This is a genomic window from Caloramator australicus RC3 (assembly GCF_000297115.1).
In the GTDB taxonomy this organism is placed as follows: domain Bacteria; phylum Bacillota; class Clostridia; order Clostridiales; family Caloramatoraceae; genus Caloramator; species Caloramator australicus.
Genome location: NZ_CAKP01000096.1, coordinates 46322 through 72204, shown reverse-complemented (window position 1 = coordinate 72204; position 25883 = coordinate 46322). Strand labels below are relative to the sequence as shown.

General features: G+C 35.8%; 26 protein-coding genes and 13 tRNA genes. 4 read left to right on the top strand and 35 right to left on the bottom strand.

All coding sequences use genetic code 11. The annotated features are described in order from the left end of the window. Nucleotides 1-3 precede the first annotated feature (3 nt). The 3 genes from CAAU_RS09140 to CAAU_RS09130 all read right to left on the bottom strand — a co-directional run bounded on the left by CAAU_RS09140 (nt 4) and on the right by CAAU_RS09130 (nt 2634). Complete coding sequence (locus CAAU_RS09140) at nt 4-969, bottom strand: GntR family transcriptional regulator (RefSeq protein ID WP_008909151.1); 966 nt, start codon at nt 967-969, stop codon at nt 4-6. A gap of 185 nt (nt 970-1154) precedes the next feature. After that, nucleotides 1155-1769 (bottom strand): radical SAM protein, encoded by a 615-nt coding sequence (locus CAAU_RS09135; protein ID WP_192811213.1) that lies wholly within the window; start codon nt 1767-1769, stop codon nt 1155-1157. Nucleotides 1770-1779: 10 nt separating this feature from the next. Further along, complete coding sequence (locus CAAU_RS09130; protein ID WP_008909149.1) at nt 1780-2634, bottom strand: sensor histidine kinase; 855 nt, start codon at nt 2632-2634, stop codon at nt 1780-1782. 358 nt (nt 2635-2992) lie between these two features. Between CAAU_RS09130 and CAAU_RS09125 the strand changes: the two genes are divergently transcribed. The 3 genes from CAAU_RS09125 to CAAU_RS09120 all read left to right on the top strand — a co-directional run bounded on the left by CAAU_RS09125 (nt 2993) and on the right by CAAU_RS09120 (nt 3867). Next, complete coding sequence (locus CAAU_RS09125) at nt 2993-3283, top strand: hypothetical protein (protein WP_008909148.1); 291 nt, start codon at nt 2993-2995, stop codon at nt 3281-3283. Between the two features lie 25 nt (nt 3284-3308). Beyond that, nucleotides 3309-3521: a hypothetical protein gene (locus CAAU_RS14655; protein ID WP_008909147.1), complete on the top strand. Its 213-nt coding sequence runs from the start codon at nt 3309-3311 to the stop codon at nt 3519-3521. 79 nt (nt 3522-3600) lie between these two features. Then, the gene (locus CAAU_RS09120; protein ID WP_008909146.1) at nt 3601-3867 is read left to right on the top strand and encodes a hypothetical protein; all 267 of its coding nucleotides are present in this window, start codon (nt 3601-3603) and stop codon (nt 3865-3867) included. On the opposite strand, the gene CAAU_RS09115 is transcribed toward CAAU_RS09120, so the two are convergent. The 28 genes from CAAU_RS09115 to CAAU_RS15250 all read right to left on the bottom strand — a co-directional run bounded on the left by CAAU_RS09115 (nt 3860) and on the right by CAAU_RS15250 (nt 19604). Further along, nucleotides 3860-4585 carry a CPBP family intramembrane glutamic endopeptidase gene (locus tag CAAU_RS09115; protein WP_008909145.1) on the bottom strand — a complete coding sequence of 242 codons (726 nt, stop codon included), beginning with the start codon at nt 4583-4585 and terminating at the stop codon, nt 3860-3862. The genes CAAU_RS09120 and CAAU_RS09115 overlap by 8 nt on opposite strands. A 39-nt stretch (nt 4586-4624) precedes the next feature. Then, nucleotides 4625-5206: a ribosome biogenesis GTP-binding protein YihA/YsxC gene (gene yihA, locus CAAU_RS09110; protein ID WP_008909144.1), complete on the bottom strand. Its 582-nt coding sequence runs from the start codon at nt 5204-5206 to the stop codon at nt 4625-4627. Next, nucleotides 5203-7533 carry an endopeptidase La gene (gene lon / locus CAAU_RS09105; protein ID WP_008909143.1) on the bottom strand — a complete coding sequence of 777 codons (2331 nt, stop codon included), beginning with the start codon at nt 7531-7533 and terminating at the stop codon, nt 5203-5205. The genes yihA and lon overlap by 4 nt, the downstream gene beginning before the upstream one ends. A 115-nt stretch (nt 7534-7648) precedes the next feature. Beyond that, nucleotides 7649-9289 (bottom strand): ATP-dependent protease LonB, encoded by a 1641-nt coding sequence (gene lonB / locus CAAU_RS09100; protein ID WP_008909142.1) that lies wholly within the window; start codon nt 9287-9289, stop codon nt 7649-7651. Nucleotides 9290-9380: 91 nt separating this feature from the next. Next, nucleotides 9381-10676, bottom strand: a complete 1296-nt coding sequence (gene clpX, locus CAAU_RS09095; RefSeq protein WP_008909141.1) for an ATP-dependent Clp protease ATP-binding subunit ClpX — start codon at nt 10674-10676, stop codon at nt 9381-9383. 15 nt (nt 10677-10691) lie between these two features. Beyond that, entirely contained in the window at nt 10692-11282 is a 591-nt protein-coding gene (gene clpP / locus CAAU_RS09090) for an ATP-dependent Clp endopeptidase proteolytic subunit ClpP (RefSeq protein WP_008909140.1), read from the bottom strand. 59 nt (nt 11283-11341) lie between these two features. Further along, a complete protein-coding gene (gene tig / locus CAAU_RS09085) occupies nt 11342-12634 on the bottom strand; it encodes a trigger factor (RefSeq protein WP_008909139.1) in 1293 nt (430 codons plus the stop codon). 106 nt (nt 12635-12740) lie between these two features. After that, nucleotides 12741-13583 carry a ComEC/Rec2 family competence protein gene (locus tag CAAU_RS09080; RefSeq protein ID WP_008909138.1) on the bottom strand — a complete coding sequence of 281 codons (843 nt, stop codon included), beginning with the start codon at nt 13581-13583 and terminating at the stop codon, nt 12741-12743. A 140-nt stretch (nt 13584-13723) separates the two neighbouring features. After that, entirely contained in the window at nt 13724-14587 is an 864-nt protein-coding gene (locus CAAU_RS09075) for a hypothetical protein (RefSeq protein WP_008909137.1), read from the bottom strand. 61 nt (nt 14588-14648) lie between these two features. After that, nucleotides 14649-15449: a hypothetical protein gene (locus CAAU_RS09070; RefSeq protein ID WP_008909136.1), complete on the bottom strand. Its 801-nt coding sequence runs from the start codon at nt 15447-15449 to the stop codon at nt 14649-14651. Between the two features lie 92 nt (nt 15450-15541). Further along, nucleotides 15542-15617: transfer RNA gene (locus CAAU_RS09065), tRNA-Lys, on the bottom strand. A gap of 10 nt (nt 15618-15627) precedes the next feature. Next, a tRNA-Arg gene (locus CAAU_RS09060) sits at nt 15628-15704 on the bottom strand. A gap of 30 nt (nt 15705-15734) precedes the next feature. Beyond that, nucleotides 15735-15810: transfer RNA gene (locus CAAU_RS09055), tRNA-Lys, on the bottom strand. A gap of 6 nt (nt 15811-15816) precedes the next feature. Continuing rightward, a tRNA-Arg gene (locus tag CAAU_RS09050) sits at nt 15817-15893 on the bottom strand. A 5-nt stretch (nt 15894-15898) separates the two neighbouring features. After that, a tRNA-Gly gene (locus CAAU_RS09045) sits at nt 15899-15972 on the bottom strand. A 5-nt stretch (nt 15973-15977) separates the two neighbouring features. Next, a tRNA-Gly gene (locus CAAU_RS09040) sits at nt 15978-16053 on the bottom strand. Nucleotides 16054-16061: 8 nt separating this feature from the next. Continuing rightward, a tRNA-Leu gene (locus tag CAAU_RS09035) sits at nt 16062-16145 on the bottom strand. 6 nt (nt 16146-16151) lie between these two features. Next, nucleotides 16152-16227: transfer RNA gene (locus tag CAAU_RS09030), tRNA-Lys, on the bottom strand. Nucleotides 16228-16230: 3 nt separating this feature from the next. Continuing rightward, a tRNA-Gln gene (locus CAAU_RS09025) sits at nt 16231-16307 on the bottom strand. A gap of 7 nt (nt 16308-16314) precedes the next feature. Continuing rightward, nucleotides 16315-16391 (bottom strand) — tRNA-His (locus CAAU_RS09020). A gap of 5 nt (nt 16392-16396) precedes the next feature. Continuing rightward, nucleotides 16397-16473 (bottom strand) — tRNA-Arg (locus CAAU_RS09015). Nucleotides 16474-16478: 5 nt separating this feature from the next. Next, nucleotides 16479-16552: transfer RNA gene (locus tag CAAU_RS09010), tRNA-Gly, on the bottom strand. A 59-nt stretch (nt 16553-16611) separates the two neighbouring features. Further along, nucleotides 16612-16687, bottom strand: a tRNA-Pro gene (locus CAAU_RS09005). A 92-nt stretch (nt 16688-16779) separates the two neighbouring features. Beyond that, nucleotides 16780-17259 (bottom strand): metallophosphoesterase family protein, encoded by a 480-nt coding sequence (locus CAAU_RS09000; RefSeq protein WP_008909135.1) that lies wholly within the window; start codon nt 17257-17259, stop codon nt 16780-16782. A gap of 11 nt (nt 17260-17270) precedes the next feature. Further along, nucleotides 17271-17876, bottom strand: coding sequence for an XTP/dITP diphosphatase (locus CAAU_RS08995; RefSeq protein ID WP_008909134.1), 606 nt, complete (start codon nt 17874-17876; stop codon nt 17271-17273). After that, complete coding sequence (rph, locus tag CAAU_RS08990; RefSeq protein WP_008909133.1) at nt 17842-18621, bottom strand: ribonuclease PH; 780 nt, start codon at nt 18619-18621, stop codon at nt 17842-17844. The genes CAAU_RS08995 and rph overlap by 35 nt, the downstream gene beginning before the upstream one ends. Before the next feature lies 1 nt (nt 18622). After that, nucleotides 18623-18970 carry an AIR synthase-related protein gene (locus CAAU_RS15255; RefSeq protein ID WP_008909132.1) on the bottom strand — a complete coding sequence of 116 codons (348 nt, stop codon included), beginning with the start codon at nt 18968-18970 and terminating at the stop codon, nt 18623-18625. A gap of 4 nt (nt 18971-18974) precedes the next feature. Further along, entirely contained in the window at nt 18975-19604 is a 630-nt protein-coding gene (locus CAAU_RS15250; RefSeq protein ID WP_008909131.1) for an AIR synthase related protein, read from the bottom strand. Between the two features lie 120 nt (nt 19605-19724). On the opposite strand from CAAU_RS15250, the gene CAAU_RS08980 reads away from it, so the two are divergent. Then, nucleotides 19725-21104: a hypothetical protein gene (locus tag CAAU_RS08980; RefSeq protein ID WP_008909130.1), complete on the top strand. Its 1380-nt coding sequence runs from the start codon at nt 19725-19727 to the stop codon at nt 21102-21104. Nucleotides 21105-21255: 151 nt separating this feature from the next. Here CAAU_RS08980 and CAAU_RS08975 read toward each other — a convergent pair whose 3' ends face one another. The 4 genes from CAAU_RS08975 to CAAU_RS08960 are packed head-to-tail and all read right to left on the bottom strand — an operon-like array spanning nt 21256 to nt 25875. Then, nucleotides 21256-22896 (bottom strand): peptide ABC transporter substrate-binding protein, encoded by a 1641-nt coding sequence (locus tag CAAU_RS08975; RefSeq protein WP_040306390.1) that lies wholly within the window; start codon nt 22894-22896, stop codon nt 21256-21258. Nucleotides 22897-22947: 51 nt separating this feature from the next. After that, nucleotides 22948-23925, bottom strand: a complete 978-nt coding sequence (locus CAAU_RS08970) for an ABC transporter ATP-binding protein (protein ID WP_040306437.1) — start codon at nt 23923-23925, stop codon at nt 22948-22950. After that, complete coding sequence (locus CAAU_RS08965; protein ID WP_008909127.1) at nt 23925-24935, bottom strand: ABC transporter ATP-binding protein; 1011 nt, start codon at nt 24933-24935, stop codon at nt 23925-23927. Before CAAU_RS08965 ends, CAAU_RS08970 begins: the two co-directional genes overlap by 1 nt. A gap of 10 nt (nt 24936-24945) precedes the next feature. Then, nucleotides 24946-25875, bottom strand: coding sequence for an ABC transporter permease (locus tag CAAU_RS08960; RefSeq protein WP_008909126.1), 930 nt, complete (start codon nt 25873-25875; stop codon nt 24946-24948). Between the last annotated feature and the right edge of the window lie 8 nt (nt 25876-25883).

Below are 25883 nucleotides of genomic sequence, written 5' to 3'. Positions count from 1 at the left end.
TCCTTAAAGAATATTTTTTGATTCTATTATCTTTGACATAATAGCCTTGACGGACCCTTGATCAAGGGAATAATCAAAGCTTATTATTTCTTTATTATGTGCAATTTTTGAAACATCCTCACGTCTTCCTGGGGAAACTATTATAACGTCCGATGTGTCGACGATTTCCTTAACTTCCTCTGCCTTTTTGCTTGTGGATGCACGAATGTCAACAGCATCAAGCCCAGCTGATGTCAAAGCAGTTTTAACCTTAAAGGCAAACTCATTGGAAAGACATAAAAGGGCATACTTTGTCCCCTTTGGATATCGTGCAATCCTTACAATGGCCTCAAGGCAGGGATTAATCGCAACTCCAAATACTTCCTTATTAAGATCGGATGTTAATGTCTTTACCTCGTTGACGTGATTAAAGGTTGCTATAATAAGATGTGCATCCTTAAGCAGTTTTTCCGTTTTTTCATCCCTTTCCTTAAGGTGTGCTATGGTAAGTGGATTTACGTTCATTTTAGTATAAAAGGATAATTCTTTTGCAAACTCCTTTGCCTGTTCTATATTGCACTCTACAAATACAGCGTTTATATTCTTTAATAGTTCTTCCTTTTCGTTTATTCTTTCCTGAACTAATGCCAAGAATTCCTTTGGATTAAGCCCAAGTTCCAAAGCCTCTTCAAGGCCTAAATCGATTATTCTAAATAGCTTTTCCTTAACATTTTGCTGCTTCCAGGTTGTCCCCTCTTCTGCAACAAAGGTTCCTTTTCCTTGATAGGAAACAAGAACTCCTTCGCTTTCAAGAAGGTTATAGGCAGCACTTATCGTATTTCTGCTGGTATTTAATATTTTTGCAAGCTCCCTTTCCGTTGGCATCTTGTCCCCTATTTTAAGATTCCCATTTTTAATTTCATTCATTATTTGATTTTTAACTTGTATATAAATAGGAACCGAACTTTTTTTATCAATGGATATATTCATAATTCCACCCCATTGGTCCATTTAAAAATTGGCTTAATCCATTATTATTTTATCACAATATATCTCAAATTGTTAATTTACTCTTTATCATATTTTCTGAAATTTTTTGATTAAAAAACTTTATCGATTATTTTCTACATTATTTGCAGCTAATCTTGCAATTTCATAAAAAAAATAACGCCCCTTTAGGCGTTATTTTTAAAAAGTATCAATTTTTCATCCACAGTCCACCTTTTATATATTTCCGTTTTAAACTTTGCTTCTATGCTTTCAAATATTACTTTGTTATTTTTTTTATCCATCAACTTTTTTATTTCCTTTAATGTTTCAATATCTTCATAGGTAGATATATCATCTGTTAACAAAATGCCTTTTAATATTAGTTCTAAATCGTTTTTTAAAACCTTATCTATAGCATCCTTTAATTTATCCTCATCTATAAAGGGTTTATGAAAATAATCGTATTCTAAAATAATACCCGAAAGCCCAAGTCCCTTAAGGTCCTTTAATATTCTAAAATATATATCTAAATTACCCCAAAAACCATTTGTAATTACATACTTTTTTATATCTATGTCCTTTACTTTCTTTAAATACCTAAAAAGCATTGAAGGATTTAAAAATACTTCTCCACCTTCAATTATTATGTAATTATTGTATCCTTCCTTTATAGCTTCAAAAACCCTATCTTCAAATTCATCTTGGTTCATAAATCCCCTTTTATAGGGTGCACATCTAAATTTACAGTGGTGGCATAAGAAATTGCATTGATAAGTTACTATTACCCTGACGCCCTTCATACAACCACCATTAAAGAGCTTCATAAATATCCGAAAATTCAATGTTTATTTTTTCAACTAACGCATTTACATCGTTGCATCCTTCACAGGAATTCTCAACCAATCTTACAGGGATTTCAATAAAAAATTTTGTTCCTTTTCCCTTTTTGCTTTCTATCCAAATACTACCGCCGTGCATCTCAACTAATCTTTTAACAAGGGAAAGTCCAAGGCCTGTTCCTTCGTTTTCTTTATAATTCTTTTTAAGCTGTTTAAACTTATTAAATGCCTCATCCACTTCCTTCTTAGTCATTCCTACTCCATTATCCTGGACTATAATTTGAACTTTACTTCCTAAATCGTTAATCTTAATCCTTATCCTTCCTCCATAGTGGGTAAATTTAATGGAATTAGAGAGCAGATTTAGCATAATCCTTTCCATCTTATCGGGATCAAAGGCAAGTAACTTTTCGGAAACGTTTGAACAAAAGTGAACTTCAATTCCCTTTGTAGAAGCATAGTCCTTTACAGAACTTGTGATATTCTTAATAAGGCTTACTATTTCCAAGTTTACTAAATGGATATTAAAAAGATCCGCCTCGATTTTAGTAACATCAAGAACATTATTTACAAGCCTTATAAGTCTATAGCTGTTTTGCTTTAAAACCTTAAAATATTTTTTTATTATCGTATTGTCTTGATATAGTTTACCGCTTGCTTCATAAAGTTCTAATATCTGAAGAGAACTTAAGATTATATTTAAGGGCGTTTTAAGATCATGAAAAATACTATTAAATGTATCTAAAAGCTCATAAGGACAATTTTCGCTTAAACAGTCAACCCCCTGCTGTCTTCTGCATGTGCATTTATCCCTTAACCCATCCATCACCATCACCTGTTTATTCAGTTTTATAAGTATATTATTCTACAAAAATTTCAAATTTCCTTTTATTACTAATTAAAATATGAATTTTTTATTAAAAATTTCAGACTGTTGAAAAAGTTATTTTTTGATAAGCCCCGTGAAGGATTTCCCTGGCATTCGCTCATTTCGCTAAGCAATTCTAATTGCTAAAACTTATGAGAGATGCCTTTTCTAATCCTTTCGGGGCTCTTGCAAAGTATAAACATCAAAGAACGTTTGTCTACAATTTGGAATTTTTTATTAAAAATTTATTTGTAACCATTTAATTTGATTTTGCATAGGCTATATTAGAAAACCTAATGAAAGCGAGGGTGGATAGATGGATTATGGTAGCTTACTTTCAACTTTAAACTTTGATGGTAGAAGCGATAACCTGTTAACAACTTTAATTATACTTGGGATAATATTCTTCTTTGGCAAGGATCAAGGTGGATTTGGACTTGGATGTGGATGTGGACATGACGATTGCTGCTGCAAGCATAAGCATAAACACCACAAACATCGCTGCTGCCGCTGCTGCTGTGGTAAAAATGATGACAGCTTCTTTATAATCCTTTTGATTGCTTTAGTTCTTCTTTTAAGCCAAAACCCAAAGGATGATAAATGCTAAAAATTAAATTTAAGGAGGGATATATATGTCAAAGAAATGTGGCTGCTACAAGGGATCAGACTTTTATAATTTACTTGCCCTACTTTTAATAATCTTACAATTTGGTAAAAGACCAGACCACAGTGGAAGCCATCATGATGGAGGAGACCTTCTTGACAACAGCTTGTTATTCGTAATCTCACTCTTCTTAATCGTTTGCGGCTGCTGTGGCTTCAAGAGAGGATGCACTGCTGATTAACTAGGTATGGGCAGAGCAAAACTATCAAGTTCTTGATGGTTTTGCTCTGTCCATATAACTAATTTAAGGAGGGAACAAAATGTCTCACGAGAGAAAGGACAAAAAGGACATGTCAGATGAGTTTAAAAACATTCCGGATTTAGTGCCTGAAGAATTTAACTTAGAAAACTTTTTATCCGGTATTGATCAGCAGAAGATATTTCAACTAATTAATACCATCAGTCAAAATTTAAATAAAAGGGATAAAAGGATAGAAGTTTTATCCATGTTAAAGGAATTCTTACCGGAAGAAAGATGCAAAATAGTTGACATGTTTATTACAGCATTAGGTGGAAAGGTTAACTAGTCAAAGGAATATTATGATATTTCATAATTAAAAGTCCAACGACGGAAACCAAATTAAACAAAAAATGATTGAAAACAGCCGCTTTATATCCAAACTTATCATACAGATAGCAATTAAAGACTCCTACCATAAAAAAGGATACAGCCCCTGCAATATTATAGTGTAAAAGCATAAAAAGAAGGCTTGTAAATATAGCTGAAAATGTTTTGTTAATCTTTGCAAGATTTCTATAAAAAATATGCCTGAATATGAATTCTTCTAAAATTGGAGCTGCAATCACGGTCATTAAGGAAAGATAAATCACTTCTGGCCAAGGTTTTTCTAAAAATAGCTTCATTACCTCCTGTGGCTGAGGTTTAAGCCCAAATTTCATAAGCAAGGCAACATAAATCCCGTTAACTATTGTAACCGCTATTCTAAAAACTATTGAAATGCCAATTAAATAAGAGATCTTTCCCCTAATTGGTCTAAAATAATAAAGTTCCCCTTCATCACCTTGATTTTTTATAAAATAAAGGGTTATCAAAACAGCAAAAAAGGGGACAATGTTCTGGGTATAGGTTACTGCAACAATATAAGGAATAAATGCTAAAATCCAAATCATCCTTCTTGCCATTCTATTTCTAAATCTTTTTATCATTGAAAACCAGGGCGGCAAGCTCAAAAGCAATAAAATCGATAAGTATTGGATAATTCTTATTATTTTACCATCAAGCATATAATCTCTCCTTTTAAAAGAGGCATGCATTGTGCATGCCTATAAATTTTCTTCAAATACCTTCCAAAGCTCCTCTTTTCCTATTTTTTTTAATGATGAGAAAGGAATAAAATAATCTTGATCTGTTAACTGCAATTCTCTTTTTAACATATTTATATTCTTAATAAGCTCACTTCTTGACAATTTATCGATTTTAGTTGCAATGACTACAAGTTTCTTGCCGCTATGTCTTATAAAATTTAGCATCAACTTATCGTCCTCAGTTGGTGCATGCCTTGAATCCACCAAAAGTGCGATTAATTTTAACTCTTCTCTTCCGTTTAAATAATCCTCAATCATCTTTCCCCATTTTTTCTTTTCTTCCTTAGAAACCTTAGCATATCCATATCCTGGAAGGTCAACAAGATAAAAGGAATCGTTTATATTAAAAAAATTTATAGTCCTTGTTTTTCCTGGGGAACTACTCGTCCTTGCCAATGATTTTATATTCACAAGTGTATTGATTAATGATGACTTACCTACATTAGAACGGCCTGCAAGGGCAATTTCAGGCCGTCCAGTATTAGGATACTGATAAGGAAAGACTGCAACCTTTTCAAGCTCTGCCTTTTTTATCTTCATTTTTCTTCACCCTTTACAAGAGCATTTTCTAAAACTTCTTCGATTCTTTCAACAAATATAAAGTTAATCTTTTTTCTTATATTTTCAGGAACCTTTTCAATATCCCTTTTGTTTTCTAAAGGCAGAATTATATTTCTTATTCCTGCCCTATAGGCTGCAAGGGATTTTTCTTTTACACCGCCTATTGCAAGAACTCTTCCCGTTAGAGTGATTTCTCCCGTCATTGCAATATCGCTTCTTAATGGCTTTTTAGAAAGGGCTGAAACCATGGCTGTAACCATCGTAATTCCTGCCGAAGGTCCATCCTTTGGAACTGCTCCCTCTGGAACATGAATATGAAGGTCTGTTGATTCATAAAACTTTGGATCAATTCCAAACTTTTCGGCATTTCCTCTAATAAAGCTAAATCCTGCCCTTGCAGATTCCTTCATAACATCTCCAAGTTGGCCGGTAAGCTCTAAGTTTCCCTTTCCTGGCATCGGCATAACTTCAACAGGAAGGGTATCACCACCATAAGGTGTCCATGCAAGCCCCATTGCAACTCCAATTTGATCCTTCCTATCCCTTTCATCCTGTTTAAACTTTGGAATTCCAAGGTATTTTTCAAGGTTTTGTGAAGTTATCTTCACCTTTTTATCCGGCTTCTTAACAACCTCTATAGCAACCTTTCTGCAGATTGATCCTATCTTTCTTTCAAGGTTTCTGACACCAGATTCCCTTGTATAAAGATTAATAATATCCTTTATAACGCCTTCAGATATTGATATATTTTCCTCTTTAAGGCCGTTTTCCTTTATCTGCCTTGGAAGAAGGTATCTGCTGCAAATCTTCACCTTTTCCTCATCCGTATATCCTGATATTTCGATTACTTCCATTCTGTCAAGAAGTGGTCTTGGAATAGTATCTATAGTATTTGCTGTTGTTATAAATAAAACCTTAGAAAGATCAAAGGAAAGCTCAATATAATGGTCTCTAAAACTGTGATTTTGCTCAGCATCTAAAACCTCCAAAAGGGCATCAGCAGGATCCCCTCTAAAATCTGAACTTAATTTATCTATTTCATCCAATAGGAACACAGGATTTTTAGAACCTGCCTGCTTCATTCCGTAAATAATTCTTCCTGGAATTGCCCCGATGTAAGTTCTTCTATGCCCTCTAATCTCTGCCTCATCCCTAACTCCGCCTAATGAGATCCTTACAAAATTTCTATTTAAAGCATTGGCAATTGACCTTGCAATAGAAGTTTTTCCAACTCCGGGTGGCCCAACAAGACAAAGGATTGGTCCCTTCATGCTCTTATTTAGTTTTCTTACAGCTAAAAATTCCAAAATCCTTTCCTTAACCTCTTCAAGGCCATAATGTTCCTTTTCTAAAACCTCTCTTACCTTTTCAAGATCCTGTGTATCCTTAGTTTCCTTCGCCCAAGGGAGCTCCACTATCCAATCAAGATAAGTCCTAATAACTCCGCTCTCAGGAGAATTAGGCCCTATTCTTTCTAATCTTTTTAATTCGTAGGCTGCCTTTTCCTTTGCTTCTTTTGGGAGCTTTGCCTTTTCAATCTTTTTCTTATATTCCTCTATCTCCTCCTGTATTCCATCCCTATCTCCAAGTTCCTCTTGAATTACCTTTAGCTGTTCCCTCAGATAGTATTCCTTTTGCATCTTGTCTATTTTTCTTTTTACCTTCATTCCTATCCTTTTTTCTATCTTTAAAATGTCTATTTCCCTTGCAAGTATCTCAAGGAGCTTTCTTAGCCTTTCAACTGGATCAATTGCCTCTAAAAGTTCCTGCCTTTTATCCTGCTTTATTGCAAGATAAGAAGTTATTATATCGGCAAGTTTTCCAGGCTCATCAATATCCTCGACGGTGCCTAATATCTCATCTGGAATAGTGTTATTCTGATTTACATACTCCTCAAAGGCCTTAATTGCCTGCCTCATTAAAGCTTCCACTTCTGCAGTTTTTTCAACAAATTCCTCTTTAAATATCTTTATTTTAGCAGCAAAAAATGGTTCTTTTTGAGTTAATTCTTCTATTTCTGCCCTATGTAATCCTTCCACCAAAACCCTTATATTATCTCCAGGAAGTTTTAAGATCTGCTTTATTTTAGACACTGTTCCGATTTTATATATATCATCTATTTCAGGGTCTTCAACCTTAGGATCTCTTTGGGTGACTAAGAAAATAAGCTGTTCATTAACCATTGCCTCTTCAAGGGCTAAAATCGACTTTTGCCTTCCAACATCAAAGTGAAGAACCATATGGGGGAATATACTAACACCCCTTAAGGCAATAAGAGGCAGAAGGTTCTCCTTTAATTCCTCCATCTATATCAACTCCCTTCAATATGAGTATTTCCCATTTAGACTAATATATTATACCTTAATTATCCATATATTTTCAACACGGATATTATAACAATTGGCACCCTAAGGGTGCCAATTATGCTGTGCTCTTTTTAAGAAGAGTCCTCTTATCTACAAGGGCCTCACACAAAACCTCCTCTATCCTCTCAACCGGAATAATCTCTATGTCCATTTCCTTAAAGTTCTCCTGATAATTTTCCTTTGGAATCAAAACCTTTTTTGCACCGGCCTTTCTTGCAGCTTCAATTTTTGCAAGGATTCCTCCAACTGGTTTTACAAATCCCCTGATTGAAACCTCACCAGTCATCGCAACTTCATTATCAACCGGAATTTCAGTTATAGCACTATATATCGCAGTTGTTATTGTAACCCCTGCAGAGGGACCATCGATTGGCATTCCACCAGGGAAATTTACATGTATATCATAGTCCCTCGTATCTATATCTAAGTATTGCCTTAAAACCGTTAAAACGTTTTCAACGGATCCCTTTGATGTGCTTTTCCTTCTAAGTTTTCTTCCAAAGGTTCCGGTTTCCTCTTCATCTATAATACCTGTTATAGTTAATTTTCCACTTCCCTTTTCAACCTTAATAGCTGTAGCTTCAACTTCTAGTAAAACTCCAAGATTTGCACCAACCACCGCAAGGCCATTAACGCATCCTACCTGAGGTTCCTTTGTAATCTTCTTATCCGGTCTTGGGCTATAGTGTCCGCTTTCTATAACGTATTCAACATCATTTACCGTTATATTCCATCTTTTTTCATTAATTGCAATTCCACCTGCAATCTGCACTATGTTAACGGCTTCCCTACCGTTTGTAGCATACTTTGCAACCGTCGATACAGCATCCTCATCTATTGTAAATCCGCCCTTCTTTGCCGCATTCCTTGCAATAATTTCGATCTCGTCTGGTGTTAGAGCCCTAAAAAATATTTCAACGCATCTTGATCTTATAGCGGGGGGGATTTCCTCTGGACTTCTTGTTGTTGCACCTACAAGTCTAAAATCTGCCGGAAGCCCATTTTCAAATATATCCTTAATGTGGGTTGGTATATTGGGATCCTCTGAAGAATAATAGACGCTATCCAAAAATACCTTTCTATCCTCTAAAACCTTCAAAAGCTTATTCATCTGAATTGGATGGAGCTCCCCGATTTCATCTAAAAATAGTATTCCTCCATGGGCCTTAGTGACAGCTCCGGGCTTTGGCTGAGGTATCCCTGCAACCCCTAAGGGCCCTGCCCCCTGATAGATAGGATCATGGACAGAACCTATTAAGGGATCCGCAATACCTCTATCATCAAATCTTACCGTTGCTGCATCAACTTCTATAAACTTTGCGTTGCTCTTAAAGGGTGAAATAGGATTTTTCTTGGCCTCCTCCAAAACAAGTCTTGCTGCAGCGGTCTTGCCTACACCAGGTGGTCCATAAATTATAACATGCTGAGGATTGGGTCCGCAAAGGGCTGCCTTGAGTGCTTTAATTCCCATCTCCTGACCTATGATTTCGTCAAAGGATGAAGGTCTTGTTTTTTCAGAAAGCGGCTCAGTAAGGCTTATAGATCTTAACTTGTTCAACTTTTCTAATTCCTTTTTACTTTCCTTTTCAATGTAAACCTTTGTGCTCTGCTGTCCCTTTAAAAGGTTATAAAAGTAAATGGCAATTATGGCTGTAAATATTAAATTTAAAATCACCAAAAACTGACTTGCAATCATAATTTCCCCTCCCTTTCTATTTCAAACTTATTATTTCCCTTTTAAAGCTCATTATTCAGGGAGGAGAAATAAAAAGAGGCTTAAAGAAGCCTCACGATACGCTCTGTGTCTTTAATTTAGCCCTTTTTGCGCTTTGAGAAGATTTTTTCTTTTTTAATGATTCGCCAATTATAAGCTTTGGAGGCTGTTTATTAACAACCGTATCCAAAGTGATTATACATTTTGCAACATCTTCCCTTGATGGAATTTCAAACATAACATCCATCATAAGCTCTTCCATTATCGCCCTTAAACCTCTTGCCCCTGTCTTTCTCTTTAGCGCTTCATCTGCGATAGCTTCAAGGGCTTCCCTTTCGAATTCTAATTCTACACCGTCCATTTCAAAGAGCTTAGCATATTGCTTTGTAAGGGCATTTTTAGGTTCAGTTAAAATGTTTATAAGAGCATCCTTATCAAGCTGATTTAAAGTAACTACAATAGGAACTCTTCCTACGAATTCCGGTATCATACCAAATTTTAAAAGATCTTCAGGAAGTATATGCTTTAGAATTTCTCCTACATTTCTTTCATTTTTGCTCTTTATTTCAGCACCAAAACCTATTGAATTTTTGTGAAGCCTCTTTTCTATAATTTTGTCAATTCCTTCGAAGGCTCCCCCACATATAAACAGAATATTTGTAGTATCTATCTGTAAAAATTCCTGATGAGGATGTTTTCTGCCACCCTGAGGAGGAACATTAGCAACTGTTCCTTCTAATATTTTTAAAAGTGCCTGTTGAACACCTTCCCCTGAAACATCCCTTGTTATTGAAGGATTTTCAGATTTTCTTGCAATCTTATCGATCTCGTCTATATAAATAATTCCCTTTTCTGCCCTTTCAATATCATAATCAGCATTTTGAATAAGCCTTAATAGTATGTTTTCAACGTCTTCTCCAACATAACCTGCCTCAGTCAACGTTGTAGCATCAGCTATTGCAAAGGGAACATTAAGCATCTTTGCAAGTGTTTGGGCAAGCAAAGTCTTCCCTGAACCTGTAGGTCCTAAAAGAAGTATATTGCTTTTTTGAAGTTCAACATCATCTCTTCTGCTCTTTGGTGCATTTATTCTTTTATAGTGATTGTAAACCGCAACTGCAAGTGCCTTTTTAGCTTCATCCTGACCAACTACATATTGATCAAGATATTCCTTTATTTCCTTTGGTTTTGGAAGATCTCCTGTTTCATAATCCTGTTCGTATTCTAATTCTTCAGTTATAATTTCAGAACAAAGTTCAATGCACTCATCGCATATATATACACCAGGACCTGCGATAAGCCTTTTAACTTGGTCCTGAGGTTTTCCACAGAAGGAACATTTTAATTTCTTTTCATCTAGTTTTGACATTGTGACACCCCACAATTATTTAGTAATTTTCTTGGTAATAACATCGTCTATAAGACCATATTCCTTTGCTTCAAGTGCTGTCATAAAGTTGTCTCTGTCTGTATCCTTTTCAATTCTTTCTATTGGCTGACCTGTTCTTTCGCTTAAAATTTCATTTAACCTTTTCTTTAACTTTAATATATGCTCCGCATGAATTGCTATATCTGTTGCCTGACCCCTTGCCCCACCAAGTGGTTGATGTATCATTATTTCGCTGTTAGGTAGAGCAAATCTTTTTCCCTTAGCACCAGCAGCTAAAAGAACCGCCGCCATCGAAGCTGCCATACCAACGCATATAGTTGAAACATCCGGCTTTATATATTGCATAGTATCATAAATAGCAAGACCTGCTGATATAACTCCTCCAGGGCTGTTTATATAAAGATATATATCCTTATCTGGATCCTCCGATTCTAAGAATAAAAGCTGTGCAATAACAAGGTTTGCAGTTTGATCGTTTATTTCATCCCCAAGGAAAATAATTCTTTCCTTTAAAAGTCTTGAATAAATATCGTAGGATCTTTCACCCCTTGCGGTTTGTTCAACAACTATTGGAACCAAACTCATAACTATCCCTCCTTTAATTTATGTTAAAGCAATTGCCAAAAAGCAATTGCTTTAACAAATTAACCTATTATTTTGCTTTCACTAACAACAAAGTCTATAACTTTATTGTTCACAATTTCTTCAGCAATTAATGCTCTTTGTGAATCTAAAATAGCCTTCTTCATTCTTTCAATATCCTTAACTCCATAACGCTTTGCAAGTTCTTCTGCTCTACTTTCAATTTCCTCTTCAGTAGCTGTAATATTTTCTGCCTTTGCTATTGCTTCTAATACAAGGCTAGTTTTAACTCTGTTTGTTGCAACTTCCTTAAGATCGTTTCTTAAAGTTTCCATAGTGATTCCCATCATTTCGATGTATTGATCTATATTTAATCCTTGGTATCTTAATCTATAGTCCATATCCTTTACCATATAGTCGATTTCTTGATTTATCATGGCCTCTGGAATTTCAACCTCTGATGCATTAACAACTTTTCCGATAAGCTGATCCTCAAGTTCCATCTTTGCCCTTTTATCATTTTCTTCTTGAATTCTTTTTCTAATATCAGCCTTTAATTCCTCTAATGTTTCAAATTCTGAAACATCCTTTGCAAACTCATCATCAACTACAGGGTATTCCTTTACCTTTATATCCTTTATAGTAACCTTAAATAAAGCTGGCTTGCCCTTTAGATTTTCTGCATGATAATCTTCTGGGAATGTAACATTAACATCTACAGTTTCTCCAACCTTTGCACCTACTAATTGATCTTCAAATCCTGGAATGAATGTTCCTGAACCTATAACAAGCTCGTAATTTTCAGCCTTTCCACCTTCAAATGGTGTGTTGTCTATAAATCCTTCAAAATCTATAACAGCAATATCCCCTTTTTCTATTGTTCCATTTTCCTTGTTTATAATTCTGGCATTTTTTTCCTTTAACATGTTGATTTCAGCTTCAACGTCTTCATCCGTTACTAAGTAGCTTATTTTTGTAGCTTCAAGTCCTTTATATTGACCAAGCTTAACTTCTGGTTTTACTGTAACTCTTGCAGTATAGATAAAATCAACATCCTTACCAATTTGAACTATATCAAGTTCTGGGTAATCAACTGGATGAATATCGTTTTCTTCAACAGCCTTTGGATATGTTTCTTCTACTATGAAGTTAATAGCATCTTCATAGAAAACGCCTTCTCCATAGAATTTTTCAATAATAGCCATTGGAGCCTTTCCCTTTCTGAATCCAGGAACGCTAAATCTTGACACGTTCTTTTCATATGACTTTTTAAGAGCCTCTTTGAAATTTTCAACAGGAACAGTAACTTCAATTTTAACTACATTGTTTTCTATTCTTTCTACTTTTGTGTTCATTGAAAAATCCTCCATTCTATATTCAATTTTAATTTTTTACATATCTTAAAACCTTACAAATATGCACTATAATGATAACATACAATATTTTTACATTCAAGTGTAATTATCTATATAATTCTATCTTTTGCCCATCGAGCAAAAATATTATCGTCCCATCAAGATCCGTCCTTAAAATGTTTATATTGTTTTTCTTAAGAAGACTTAAAGTTTCCCTATGGGGATGACCATAATCGTTATTTTTACCACAGGAGATAACTGCATAGGAAGGGTTAACTTTATTTAAAAATCTGCTTCCAGTTGAGGATGAACTTCCATGATGTCCAACCTTTAAAATGTCAGCCTTAACGTCAAATTTTTTAATAATCTCATCCTCAGAAGGTTTTTCTGCATCCCCCATGAGCAAAATCTTGTTTTGGTCATAGCTTATCATCAATACTGCACTATAATTATTTAAATCTTCATAATAATTTCTATTAGGGGCTAAAAATTTAAATTCAACTCCATCTAACTGAAAATTTACCCCTGCCTTTGCTGTGTTTATTTTAAGACCTCTTTCCTCAATAGCTTCCATTAGATTTTCAAAGGATTTAGTATTTGAAGTAACCTTAGGCATATAAACCTTTTTAACATCAAAATTTTTGATAATATAATCCATGTTGCCTATATGATCTTCATGGGGATGGGTTGCAACAACATAGTCTATCCTTCTTATATTATACTCATTTAAAAAGTATTTTAATTTATTTTCTTCATTTTGTGAACCGGAATCTATCATTACATAATTATCACCTGGTGTTTTAATAAGAAGACAGTCTCCCTGACCAACATCAACAGTAAAAAAAACTAACTTTCCATTAAAGGTTGATATATCTGGACTTTGAATACTACAGGCATTAATAAGAAATAATGATAGTATTAAAAGAACAAACCAAATAAATTTTTTCATAGGATTCCTCCAAAATTTTTATCAGAATGTATAATAATTATAATTAAGGATAAAATATTAAATGGGTGCATAATTAAATATAATTAAAAAGGCAATCCCTTCTCCTGTTTTGTTCCTGTTCCTGTTTCAGTGCTGCCGCCTCATATTGTTTCCGTGGGGGTTGCCTTTTTATTTTGTCCCTCATACATGCTACATGCCTTAAATTTATCTGTTGTAGTTCCGTGTCTTTTGCAAAGCCCTTCACCGTCAAAAAATCTACAGGAAGCACAGTATAAATATTTAATATTATCATAGGGCTTTTCTTGCAACCTATTGAAAAAATTCATAAGATTATCATAATATTTATATGGATTAGAACTAATATTTTTATTGTCATTATCTACTTTAATATTTCCTTTTATCAAAATTGCTTGTTTTAAAAAATTTATTGCATTTACAATATTTTTTCTTCTACTTTCCATAGCCATAATTTCATACGCATTATAGGTGCATCTATCAAAAATGATGATTTCTTCAGTTTCTTTTTCTGCCTCTTTAAACAATTTTAATCTACTATCCAAAATCATATCAGTAGTCCTTTGAAAATTATTATCATCCTTTAAAAGCATGTAAATATGGCTTTTAAGGAGCCAAATCTGCTCGATCCAGGAAACATGATAGACCCCCATCTCGTCTCCTAACAAAATATCTCTAGTCCAATTTTTTTCTGCCCTTTCGATGAAGTTCATAGCCCTTTCAAAGGAGCATTCTTCTATAAACTCATGAGCTAAAACATATAGGTTCCAAACAAGTAGATTTCTTTCAATAAGATTAGAGGTATCATCTTTTATTGTATCTACAATTTCCAGTGCCATTATTATTCCTTCATGCCTCAATCCAAAGGTCCTATGAATTCCTGCCATAATCGACGACAATAAAAGATTTGTATAGTTTTTCTTATAATCCTCCAAAAGAGTGCTTGATACAAACTTTTCTATGTCGTCTATTCTGTGGAACTTGAGCATATAATCACCATAAAGATTGCTTAATATAATTATATGTTCGAAATGTTCAATTGATAATGTGTTATGACTTAACTAATTTATAATTATCTTTTTTTAAAATATAATAATCATTCCCTACTTTTATTTTTACTCCGTTTTCATCATAACCTATAAACTCAACTAAATTAATATCCTTTATATTAAGATCTGTTATTCTTTTTATCTGCTTTGATTTTAAATCTATATACCAAAGATGAATACTACCGTCCTTTTTAAAATAAGGAAGCTCTGATAAAAACAAAATCCTCTCATCATAAGCGATATATGGCTTTGCCGCCCATATATAATCAGGGTTTGATGCTAATATATCCTTTCTATAAAAATTTTTATTTAGTTTTGATGATCTATAATAATCCCTTGTCAGCTCCTTAACATTACCCTGTGAATCTAAAAAAAGAATTTTACCTGCCTTAATATCGTCAAAAACAGCAAACTTTTTATTTTGAGAAATATTATAATTCGTCTCTCCCTTTAAATCCTTGATCTCGACTATTTCACCTTTAACCGTATCTATATAAAATTCAAGGATAGACCCATCGCTTTTTTTATACTTTTCAACTTTTATATTTTTAACTTCCTTTTGAGACTCCTTTACGTTTTCCTTATTCTTTGGTTCTTGTGTTTTTTTATCTTCGACCCTTTTTTCTATCTTCATCTTTTCAAAAAATGCAAAATTGAATTTTTTCAAAAAGTCCAATTTAATAAATCTATCTCCAAAAAAATAAACAACGCTTATTATAATTAAAATTATCAAAGTAATGTTTATTCTTCTTCTTCGCATCATCTTTTCATAATCCTTGCTGAATATGCTGGGCTTTCCCATCCCTTCACCTCCCTTGTTTCTCAATAAGGATTATACACTAATATGTAAAAAAATAAAGGATAAATAAAAAAACCACCATTTTGGTGGTTTTTTGGTGGGCCATCGGGGACTCGAACCCAGGACACCCTGATTAAGAGTCAGGTGCTCTACCAACTGAGCTAATGGCCCGCATTCTAACTGGTGCGCCCAGTAGGACTCGAACCTACGACCTCCAGATTCGAAGTCTGTAACTCTATCCAGCTGAGCTATGGGCGCTCACATATTAACTTATGTAAGCAAAATTAATGGTGGGCCATCGGGGACTCGAACCCAGGACACCCTGATTAAGAGTCAGGTGCTCTACCAACTGAGCTAATGGCCCACATTATGGTGCGCCCTGAGAGATTCGAACTCCCGACACACGGCTTAGAAGGCCGTTGCTCTATCCAACTGAGCTAAGGGCGCTTATCTGGAGCGGGTGATGGGAATCGAACCCACGTAACCGGCTTGGAAGGCCGGTGCTCTACCATTGAGCTACACCCGCATGCCTGGAGCGGGAAACGGGACTCGAACCCGCGACTTTCACCTTGGCAAGGTGACGCTCTACCAACTGAGCTATTCCCGCATAATAAATGGTGCGGGCGGAGGGACTTGAACCCCCACGCACGAGGCGCTAGATCCTAAGTCTAGTGCGTCTGCCAATTCCGCCACGCCCGCATATTTTGGTGAGCCACCGGGGAATCGAACCCCGGACACCAAGATTAAAAGTCTTGTGCTCTGCCGACTGAGCTAGTGGCTCACATGGCTGGGCAGGTAGGACTCGAACCTACGAAATGCGGGAGTCAAAGTCCCGTGCCTTACCGACTTGGCTACTGCCCAACATTTATGGGGTGGATAGTGGGATTCGAACCCACGACCTCCAGAGCCACAATCTGGCGCTCTAACCAACTGAACTATATCCACCACAATGGTGCGCCTTGAGAGATTCGAACTCCCGACACACGGCTTAGAAGGCCGTTGCTCTATCCAACTGAGCTAAAGGCGCTTATCTGGAGCGGGTGATGGGAATCGAACCCACGTAACCGGCTTGGAAGGCCGGTGCTCTACCATTGAGCTACACCCGCGCAATCGACATGTTTAATTATATCATATTTAATCATTTTGTCAAGCACTTTTTTAATTTTGGTCGGGGTGACAGGGATTGAACCTGCGACCTCATGGTCCCAAACCACGCGCGCTCCCATCTGCGCCACACCCCGACTTTTCGTCGTCGGCGTCGTCCGCCTGACGACATAATAGAGTATACAACAGAATGTGATATGTGTCAATACATTTTTTAAAATTTTTTTAGTTAATACTCAAATTTGTATGTAAAGGCTTCAAAATCGCCCTTTTCGTCGAATAGGAGTTTAATACACCCTGGACTTTTATCCCTTGGCAATGTTGTGCTTCCTGGATTTATAAAAAGTATATTATTTACCCATTCAATATTTTGAACATGGGTGTGACCATATAGGACTATATTGGCCTCTGCTTCTAATGCTCTAAAATAAAGTCTTTCAAGTCCAAAGTAAACGTTGTATCTATGGCCATGGGTTAACAATATTTTGTTGCCCTTTATAGTGATTATCTTTTCCGTTTCCTTATATGACCAGTCATTGTTTCCAGCTACATATACGATTTCAATATTATTATATTTTTCGCTTATCTTTTTGACATCCTCTACACAGTCTCCAAGATGAATCAAAAGATCAATCTCACCCATATTTTTAATTGCCTTATCCAGCATAAAGAGATTTTTATGGGTATCGCTTACAATTCCAACCCTCACTTCCGCTCCCCCTATAGCTTATACTTTTCTTCGAATAACTTAACAAAGTTATCAAGCGCCCTTCTTCTATGGCTAATTTTATTTTTTTCTTCTGGACTTAGCTGTGCAAATGTCTTGTTAAGTTCCGGATAAATAAATAACGGGTCATATCCAAATCCATTTTCACCTTTCTCCTCAAAGGCTATTTTCCCAAATACTTCCCCTCTTGCTAAAATTTTATCACCATCATCTGTTACAAAGGCAATCACAGTAACAAATCTGGCATCCCTTTTATCGTAAGGAACATCCTTTAAAAGCTCTAATAGTTTTTGATTGTTCTTTTTGTAATTCCCATGTTCTCCGGCAAATCTTGCTGAATATACTCCAGGCGCTCCATTTAAAGCAAACACTTCAAGCCCTGAATCATCAGCGATACAAGGCAATTTTGTTAACTTACAAATTTCAGAAGCCTTTTTAAGGGCATTTTCCTCAAAGGTAGTCCCATCTTCCTCAACCTCTACCTCTATTCCTACCTCCTTTAATGATAAAACTTCTATTCCATATTTATTAAGAATGGTTTTTATCTCATCAACCTTGTGCTTGTTATTGCTGGCTAGTATTATCTTCTGAAACTTCAACACTAATCTCCTCCCCAATTCTATTTGCAGCACTGCCTAACTCTCTTTTTTGAATTTCGATAAGTTTTTCTATCCCAATCTCTGCAGCTTCAAGCATCATATTAAGTTCTTTTCTATTAAAGGGTGACTCCTCTCCTGTTCCTTGAATCTCTACAAAATCTCCCTTGTCAGTCATAACAACATTCATATCAACCTTGGCCTTAGAATCCTCCTCATAGCAAAGATCAAGCAAGACTTCTCCGTCAAATATACCAACGCTTACAGCCGCCACATAATTTCTAATCGGATAGACAGCTAATTTTTCAACCTCATCAAGTTTATTAATGGCATCCACAAGGGCAATAAAGGCGCCTGTGATGGATGCTGTCCTAGTTCCACCATCTGCCTGAATAACATCGCAATCTATCCATATAGTTCTTTCTCCGATTTTTGTAAGATCAACCACTGATCTTAATGCCCTTCCTATTAGCCGTTGAATTTCTGCCGTTCTTCCATCTATCTTACCCTTTGCAGCCTCCCTTGGCTTTCTCTCCACAGTCGACCTTGGGAGCATCCCGTATTCACATGTAATCCATCCCTGTCCTGTTCCCTTTAAAAATTGTGGAACCTTATCATCGATGGATGCTGTGCAGATTACTTTAGTATCACCAAATTCAACTAAAACAGACCCTTCTGCATGTTTTATGTAATTTCTTGTAACCTTAATTGGCCTTAGCTCTAAGTTATCTCGTCCGTCAACTCTCATTTTAATCCTCCTTAAAAGCTTTATATATTTCATCAGATGATGGCTCTTTTATTTCTATTTCCTTACCACCATCGTTTAATATAATGTCCTTTTCTGTAATTTTTCCAATAATAGATGCATGTATTCCTTTTTCTTTAAATATATTTAAAAGCTCCTCTCCCTTTGAAGTTGAAATTAGCATGGCGCCACTTGAGATTAGCCTATACGGATCTAAACCTAAAGCATTACATATTGATTTTGTTTCTTCAAGCATTGGAATTTTATCCTTATAAACATATACTCCTTTCCCGCTTGATGCTGCGACCTCCCAAATTGCTCCTAATATTCCCCCTTCAGTTGCATCGTGCATTGAATTAACCCCAAATTTGCCTGCAACAAGTCCAACCTCCAAAACGCTGATAGACGGCTGCTATTTTTTTTACTTTATCTAATATATGCTTATCAACTTTAAATATAAGTTTATCATAAAGCTCATTTGCCAAAATAAATGTTCCTTCAAGCCCTGCATAGCCTGTCATGATAAGATCATCTCCAACCTTTGCACCACCAGTTTTAACTATATTTTTCCCTTTTCCTATAGCTGTTATGGATAAGATATATCTATTAACAGCGTCGGTTATTTCTGTATGACCACCTAATATATCTATATTTAAACCTTCACAGGTTTTTATTATATCATCCATTATATTTTCAATTTCTTCTATTTTAGCATTGGGCGGTGCTAAAAGCGTTACGGTTATGCCTATTGGCCTTACCCCTGAAGATGCGATGTCGTTGCTGTTTATTATAACGCCAATTTTACCAATATCCTTAGTTGCAGCCGTAATAGGATCCGTCGTCACCACACAGACTTCATCGTCAAATTTAATGGCAGCACAATCCTCACCAATGGATGGCGTTACTATAACATCTTCATTTATTTTTCTTATTTTTCTCAAAATTTTTTCTCTTAAAATTTCGTTTGGTAGCTTTCCTATATCCATAGCCTAACCTCCATTCCAAATATATTATATTATTTTGTAAGAAAAAATTAAATGCCTTTGTAACATAACTTGTCCAATCATCATATTATAATAATAGAACTTTATTTGTCGGTGATTGAGGTGGATAAATTATTAGCCTTTGCTAAGCTGAAATATTATGCTCTAAATAATATTTTATGGACATTATTTTACTCAGGATGTGGAATCCCGTATTTTTTCAGTGAAAAGGAAAGAGAACATATCAACAAAATTTCCAGCGATGAGGATAAGGAACTTTTAGAAAATCTTATGCCTTTGCATTGTATTTATAAGGAAGCAAAGGCAGGCTTTTCAGAGGCGCCCTCTTCAATTGTAAACCCAGGGAAATATATTTGGGATTTTAATTCCTTTAAAAAAGAAATTACGGTAAGTTCACAAGTTTTTGCAATTACTTCAATGATAAGCCTTTTAAATCAACAGCCTACAACAGAAGCAAAGGATTTTATAATAAGACGACAGATTAAAAACTTTATAGAGTTTCTTACGGGTTATCTTAGAAACAAAGATGGTCTTTTTGTGGATGCAGAGGATAAAACAAAGTTTATCGGAGACAATTTAAAACTAAAACAAAACTCAAAGGAATTTGACTTTTTAGATCAAGTGTTGGTTTTTGAAGCCTTTATGGCTTACAAAGAAACACTAAAGGAAAACTCAGAAAAGGAGAAGATGTATAAACTAGATGGGGAGAAAATATTTAAGTTCCTCTATGAAAACTTCAATCTTGCCCTAGAGTTAACAACAAGAAATCTTTCCTTAATAATATCATCGCTATATAGAGCTTCAAAATATATAAAAGATGAAGAAATATTAACCTCAATTTGCGAGCTTATTGCCTTAGGTTGTGCAGAAATAGAATCAAGAATAAAAATAACTGGTGAAATTGAAAAATCACCAAATAATTTCCTTCCTGCTTCATTAATTACCCATTTTAGAGCAGCCTCGGCTCTTTTAGAAGGATATTTAATAACAAAAATTGAAAAGTTTAAAATCTCCGCCGAAAGAATATTGAATATGCTGCTTGAAACCTTTAACGAAACTTTGGGTATATTTGCCATTGAAGATGAAGTAAAATACTCCATAAGGGATGCTGCAGAAGTTATAAAATGTCTTTATACCTATTTCTTAATAAAAAAGGACGATAAATTATTAGATATAATCGACCTATTTATCAGCAATACTATCGATAAACTCGTTCAGTCAACAGTTGAAAGAAAAGTAAACATCGATGGATTGGATATAGAAATAAACGAAAACATTCCTATATTCAGCGAAGTGAATTTAGCTCCAGTATTTCTAAAGTCAATTAAAATAAGCAACAATTTAATTCCTCTATCTGAAGTATCTAAAAAGGTAGACAATCAATTTTCAATCTATGCAAGCTCAATATTCATTAATTTGCACTATTTGGGAGATACTAATAATGGGAGGGAAGAGGATGACCAACATCAACTGCTCGGCTAATTGCATTTATGAAATGGATGGCAAATGCAGCCTTGATCACATCAGCATAACACAAAACGTTTTAAATCAAGAAACCCAGTGTGCATATTACACGCCTAGAAAAACCCCTCCTAGAAAAAAATAAACCCGCAAAATAGCGGGTTTATTTTTGTTATTTCTTTTCAATATATCCGTAATCGAAGTAAACGAATCCAAGAGCTGACTTATGAACATCCTTTACATAGTCCTTTATACATACAACATTTGTATAGTAGTAAAGTGGGATAAGTGGCATATCTTCCATAAGGATGTCTTCAGCTTCATGCATAAGTTGCATTCTCTTTGCTTGATCAAATTCCTTCTTTGCAGCTTCGATTCTCTTATCATATTCTGGATTGCTATATCCTATGTTGTTTTGTCCTCCATTTGTTACCCACATGTCAAGGAATGTCATTGGGTCAACATAGTCAGCAAGCCAACCGTGTCTTGCAAAGATATAGTTCTTATCGTTTCTTGTCTTTTGGAATACCTTCCATTCTTGGTTAGCAAGTTCTATATTTATTCCAAGGTTCTTCTTTAGCATATCTTGTATTGCCATTGCAATAGCCTGATGGCCTTGGCTTGTGTTGTAAATTAACGTAAGTTTTGGGAATCCCTTTCCATCTGGATATCCAGCTTCTGCAAGAAGTCTCTTTGCTTCTTCTACATTACCCTCTGCTGGGAAGTAGTCCTTCTTCTTAAAGTCTGTTCCATCAGCATCTGGAATACCATTTGGAACGAAGGATGTTGCTGGTAATTGTCCACCCTTAGTTACATTTTCAACTAATGCCTTTCTATCAATTGCAAGAGCAATTGCCTTTCTTACTCTAACATCCTTTATAGCCTTTGCAGCAGCTGGGTCTATCTTTTCTGCATTTGGTGAAAGGTTAAAGATGTAGAAATAAGTTCCAAGGTTTGATAAAATTTGAGCTTCTCCTGTCTTTACCATGTTTGGAATTTCAGCCTGTGGTGGTGATTCAATGAAATCAAGCTGTCCAGTTCTAAACGCAGCAAGGGCACTTGTTGCTTCTTCAAGCATCTTCATTTCGATTCTTGAGAATTTTACCTTATCTGCATTATACCAGTTTGGATTCTTTTCAAGAACGATAGCATCCTTTTGTCTCCATTCCACAAGCTTGAATGGTCCGTTTGAAATATAAGTTTCTGGTCTTGTTGCCCAACCTTGAGGATCCTTTTCAACTACATCCTTTCTTACAGGCATATATGTTGGGAATGCAGTTAAGGATAAGAAGTATGGTGTTGGTGCTTCAAGTGTAACTTCAAGAGTATAGTCATCAAGCGCCTTAACTCCTAATTGGTCAACAGGCATCTTTCCTTCGTTGATTGCCTGACCGTTCTTTATATAGTATAACTGATAAGCATATTCTGATGCAGTAGCTGGGTCAAGAGCCCTTTGCCATGCATAAATGAAATCTTGGGCCTTAACGGGCTGACCGTCAGTCCATTTTGCATCTTTTCTTAAGTAGAACTTATAAGTTAATCCATCTGCTGATACATCCCATTTTTCAGCAATTGCTGCAACTGGTGAATCATTTGCATCAAGTCTTGTTAAACCATCAAAGCAGTTAACAATAACTGTAGCACCGTCAACGGCACTATTTAATTGTGGGTCGATTGTTGCTGGTTCTGCACCTAAGTTATATCTAATTGTTTGACCAGCTCCGCCTCCCCTAGCACAGCCTGAGAATAATGATACTCCTAAGGCTAATACTAAGGCGAGGACGATAAATAATTTTGATTTTTTCATCTTCATTCCTCCCCTTTTTTATGTATATTTATCCGGCACTAAGGCCGGATATTGACATTAATATAAGTGACAAGCAACCATATGTCCTCCACCAACATCCTTAAAAACTGGGTCCTGCTCTGAGCAAATAGGTTTTGCGTATTTACATCTTCCTTTGAATCTGCATCCAGGAGGTGGATCGATTGGTGATGGTATTTCTCCTTCTAGAACTATTCTCTTTTTTGACATAGCCTCATCTGGGTCTGGTATTGGTATTGCAGAAAGTAGTGCCTGTGTATATGGATGAAGCGGTTTTGTATAAAGCTCATTGCTCTCTGCAAGCTCAACCATCTTACCAAGATACATAACCCCAACTCTATTGGAAATATGCTTAACCATTGAAAGGTCGTGGGCTATAAATAGGTAAGTTAATCCAAAATCTCTTTGTAGGTCCTCAAGCATATTTACAACCTGAGCTTGAATTGAAACGTCAAGGGCTGATATAGGCTCGTCACATATTATAAACTCAGGTTGAACTGCAAGGGCTCTTGCAATACCAATTCTCTGTCTTTGACCACCTGAGAACTCATGTGGGTATCTGTTTGCATGTTCGCTGTTTAATCCAACGACGTTTAAAAGATAATGAATTCTTTCCATTCTTTCTTTACCAGTCATGAGCTTATGGATGTCTATTGCTTCGCCTATTATGTCAGCAACCGTCATTCTTGGGTTTAATGATGCATATGGGTCTTGGAATATCATCTGCATCTTCTTTCTATAAGGAAGCATTTGATTTGGAGTAAACTTTGCAATATCTACCCCATCATATATTATTTCACCGGAAGTTGGTTCGTATAATTTTATTATTGTTCTTCCTGTTGTTGTTTTCCCGCATCCAGACTCTCCAACAAGACCTAATGTTTCTCCCTTCATGATTTCGAAGGAAACATCATCCACTGCCTTAACATAGCTTACTTGTCTTCCAAAGAGTCCCTTCTTTATAGGGAAATACATTTTAAGATTTTTTATGCTAATAAGTGCCTTTTTATTTTCCATCATTCATGCCTCCTTCCAACTGGTGCTTCAACTTTTGGCGCATCAGGATGGTTTAGCCAGCATGCTGCCTTGTGATTTTCTCCAACTTCAAAGAGTGGAGGCATATGAGTCATACATACCCTCATGGCATACTCACATCTTGGAGCAAATGGACATCCTGCTGGTGGTTTTAAAAGGTCTGGTGGCTGTCCATCGATTGGCTTTAGCCTTTCCTTTACAAGGGTCTTTGGATTTGGAACGCTCCTTAAAAGTCCCCAAGTATATGGATGCTTTGGATTATAGAATATATCTGAAGTTTTTCCTGTTTCCACTATAAGGCCACCATACATAACATTTATTCTATTACATACGTCAGCAACAACTCCAAGGTCGTGGGTTATTAGAATTATTGAAGTATTGATCTTTGACTTTAAATCCTTCATAAGCTCTAAAATCTGAGCTTGGATAGTAACGTCAAGGGCTGTTGTTGGCTCGTCGGCAATTAGAAGCTTTGGCTCATTTATAAGGGCCATTGCTATCATAACTCTTTGTCTCATACCGCCTGAAAATTCATGAGGATACTGCTTAATTCTCTTTTCTGGGCTAGGAATTCCTACTAGCCTTAACATCTCAACTGCCCTTTTGTATGCCTCTTCCTTAGGCATCTTCTTATGCTTTAAAAGAGGCTCTGTTAGCTGATCGCCAACTGTTAATACTGGGTTTAAAGAAGTCATAGGATCTTGGAAAATCATTCCTATTTCATTACCTCTAATTTTTTGCATTTCGTTTTCTGAAAGGCTAGCAAGGTCTCTACCATCAAACCAGATTTCTCCATCAACTATTTTCCCGTTGTCAGCTAAAAGTCTCATAACTGACATCATCGTTATACTTTTACCACTACCTGATTCTCCAACTATACCAAGGGCTTCTCCTTTATCGAGGTGAAAGGATACGCCTCTTACTGCCTTTACTTCTCCAACATGTGTAAAGAATGATGTTTTTAAGTTCTTTATATCTAATAATCTTTCCATAGTGTCCCTCCTACTTACGCATCTTTGGATCTAGCGCATCTCTTAATCCATCTCCAAGGAAGTTAAATGCAAGTATCGTCAATGATATTGCAAGGGCTGGGAATAACATCTGATATGGATATATATACAATGTTTCCATTGCTTCTGATGCTAAAACTCCCCAAGAAGCCATCGGAGCTGAAACTCCAAGTCCTATAAAGCTCAAGAATGCTTCTGTAAATATCGCTGATGGAACCGATAATGTAAGTGTTACTATAATTGGTCCCATACTGTTTGGAATAAGGTGTCTTAATATAATCCTCATGTGTGGTGCACCTAAAGTCTTTGCAGCAAGAACGAATTCCTGTTGCTTTAATGAAAGAACCTGAGCTCTAACTATTCTTGCCATTGATAGCCAATATGCAATCGCTAAGGCGAAAATTATACTCTTTAATCCTGCACCTATAACAACCATTATAAGAATTACGTAAAGAAGCATTGGTATCGCATAAAGTGTATCAACAATTCTCATCATTATATTGTCAACTCTACCGCCAAAGTAGCCTGAAATACCACCGTATAAAATACCAATTGTAAGGTTTAATATACTTGCAGCGTAACCAACTACAAGTGAAATTCTGGCACCGTATAAAATTCTTGTGAATATATCTCTTCCAAATGGATCAGTTCCAAACCAGTGGGCTGAACTTGGGCCTTGGTTTGCAATTGAAAAGTCCTGTGAATAATAGTTATATGGTGATAAATATGGTCCTACTATTGCAACCAAAGTTATAAATATTACGAAGAAAAGTCCCCCCATAGCAAGCTTATTCTTCTTTAATCTTCTCCAAACGTCCTGCCAATAGGTTTCGCTTGGCCTTACAATTTCATTGATATTTCTTTCTTCCTTTGGAACCTTTTCAAACATATCCTTTGTTAACTGAAGGTTTGTATATTCCATATCGTCTC

What these genes read in the sequence shown, in the direction of transcription:
- CAAU_RS09140 (WP_008909151.1), bottom strand. Translation starts at nt 969, where the DNA reads ATGAATATATCCATTGATAAAAAAAGTTCGGTTCCTATTTATATACAA.
- CAAU_RS09135 (WP_192811213.1), bottom strand. Translation starts at nt 1,769, where the DNA reads ATGAAGGGCGTCAGGGTAATAGTAACTTATCAATGCAATTTCTTATGC.
- CAAU_RS09130 (WP_008909149.1), bottom strand. Translation starts at nt 2,634, where the DNA reads ATGGATGGGTTAAGGGATAAATGCACATGCAGAAGACAGCAGGGGGTT.
- CAAU_RS09125 (WP_008909148.1), top strand. Translation starts at nt 2,993, where the DNA reads ATGGATTATGGTAGCTTACTTTCAACTTTAAACTTTGATGGTAGAAGC.
- CAAU_RS14655 (WP_008909147.1), top strand. Translation starts at nt 3,309, where the DNA reads ATGTCAAAGAAATGTGGCTGCTACAAGGGATCAGACTTTTATAATTTA.
- CAAU_RS09120 (WP_008909146.1), top strand. Translation starts at nt 3,601, where the DNA reads ATGTCTCACGAGAGAAAGGACAAAAAGGACATGTCAGATGAGTTTAAA.
- CAAU_RS09115 (WP_008909145.1), bottom strand. Translation starts at nt 4,585, where the DNA reads ATGCTTGATGGTAAAATAATAAGAATTATCCAATACTTATCGATTTTA.
- yihA (WP_008909144.1), bottom strand. Translation starts at nt 5,206, where the DNA reads ATGAAGATAAAAAAGGCAGAGCTTGAAAAGGTTGCAGTCTTTCCTTAT.
- lon (WP_008909143.1), bottom strand. Translation starts at nt 7,533, where the DNA reads ATGGAGGAATTAAAGGAGAACCTTCTGCCTCTTATTGCCTTAAGGGGT.
- lonB (WP_008909142.1), bottom strand. Translation starts at nt 9,289, where the DNA reads ATGATTGCAAGTCAGTTTTTGGTGATTTTAAATTTAATATTTACAGCC.
- clpX (WP_008909141.1), bottom strand. Translation starts at nt 10,676, where the DNA reads ATGTCAAAACTAGATGAAAAGAAATTAAAATGTTCCTTCTGTGGAAAA.
- clpP (WP_008909140.1), bottom strand. Translation starts at nt 11,282, where the DNA reads ATGAGTTTGGTTCCAATAGTTGTTGAACAAACCGCAAGGGGTGAAAGA.
- tig (WP_008909139.1), bottom strand. Translation starts at nt 12,634, where the DNA reads ATGAACACAAAAGTAGAAAGAATAGAAAACAATGTAGTTAAAATTGAA.
- CAAU_RS09080 (WP_008909138.1), bottom strand. Translation starts at nt 13,583, where the DNA reads ATGAAAAAATTTATTTGGTTTGTTCTTTTAATACTATCATTATTTCTT.
- CAAU_RS09075 (WP_008909137.1), bottom strand. Translation starts at nt 14,587, where the DNA reads ATGCTCAAGTTCCACAGAATAGACGACATAGAAAAGTTTGTATCAAGC.
- CAAU_RS09070 (WP_008909136.1), bottom strand. Translation starts at nt 15,449, where the DNA reads ATGGGAAAGCCCAGCATATTCAGCAAGGATTATGAAAAGATGATGCGA.
- rph (WP_008909133.1), bottom strand. Translation starts at nt 18,621, where the DNA reads ATGAGAGTTGACGGACGAGATAACTTAGAGCTAAGGCCAATTAAGGTT.
- CAAU_RS15255 (WP_008909132.1), bottom strand. Translation starts at nt 18,970, where the DNA reads ATGCACGATGCAACTGAAGGGGGAATATTAGGAGCAATTTGGGAGGTC.
- CAAU_RS15250 (WP_008909131.1), bottom strand. Translation starts at nt 19,604, where the DNA reads ATGGATATAGGAAAGCTACCAAACGAAATTTTAAGAGAAAAAATTTTG.
- CAAU_RS08975 (WP_040306390.1), bottom strand. Translation starts at nt 22,896, where the DNA reads ATGAAGATGAAAAAATCAAAATTATTTATCGTCCTCGCCTTAGTATTA.
- CAAU_RS08970 (WP_040306437.1), bottom strand. Translation starts at nt 23,925, where the DNA reads ATGGAAAATAAAAAGGCACTTATTAGCATAAAAAATCTTAAAATGTAT.
- CAAU_RS08965 (WP_008909127.1), bottom strand. Translation starts at nt 24,935, where the DNA reads ATGGAAAGATTATTAGATATAAAGAACTTAAAAACATCATTCTTTACA.
- CAAU_RS08960 (WP_008909126.1), bottom strand. Translation starts at nt 25,875, where the DNA reads ATGGAATATACAAACCTTCAGTTAACAAAGGATATGTTTGAAAAGGTT.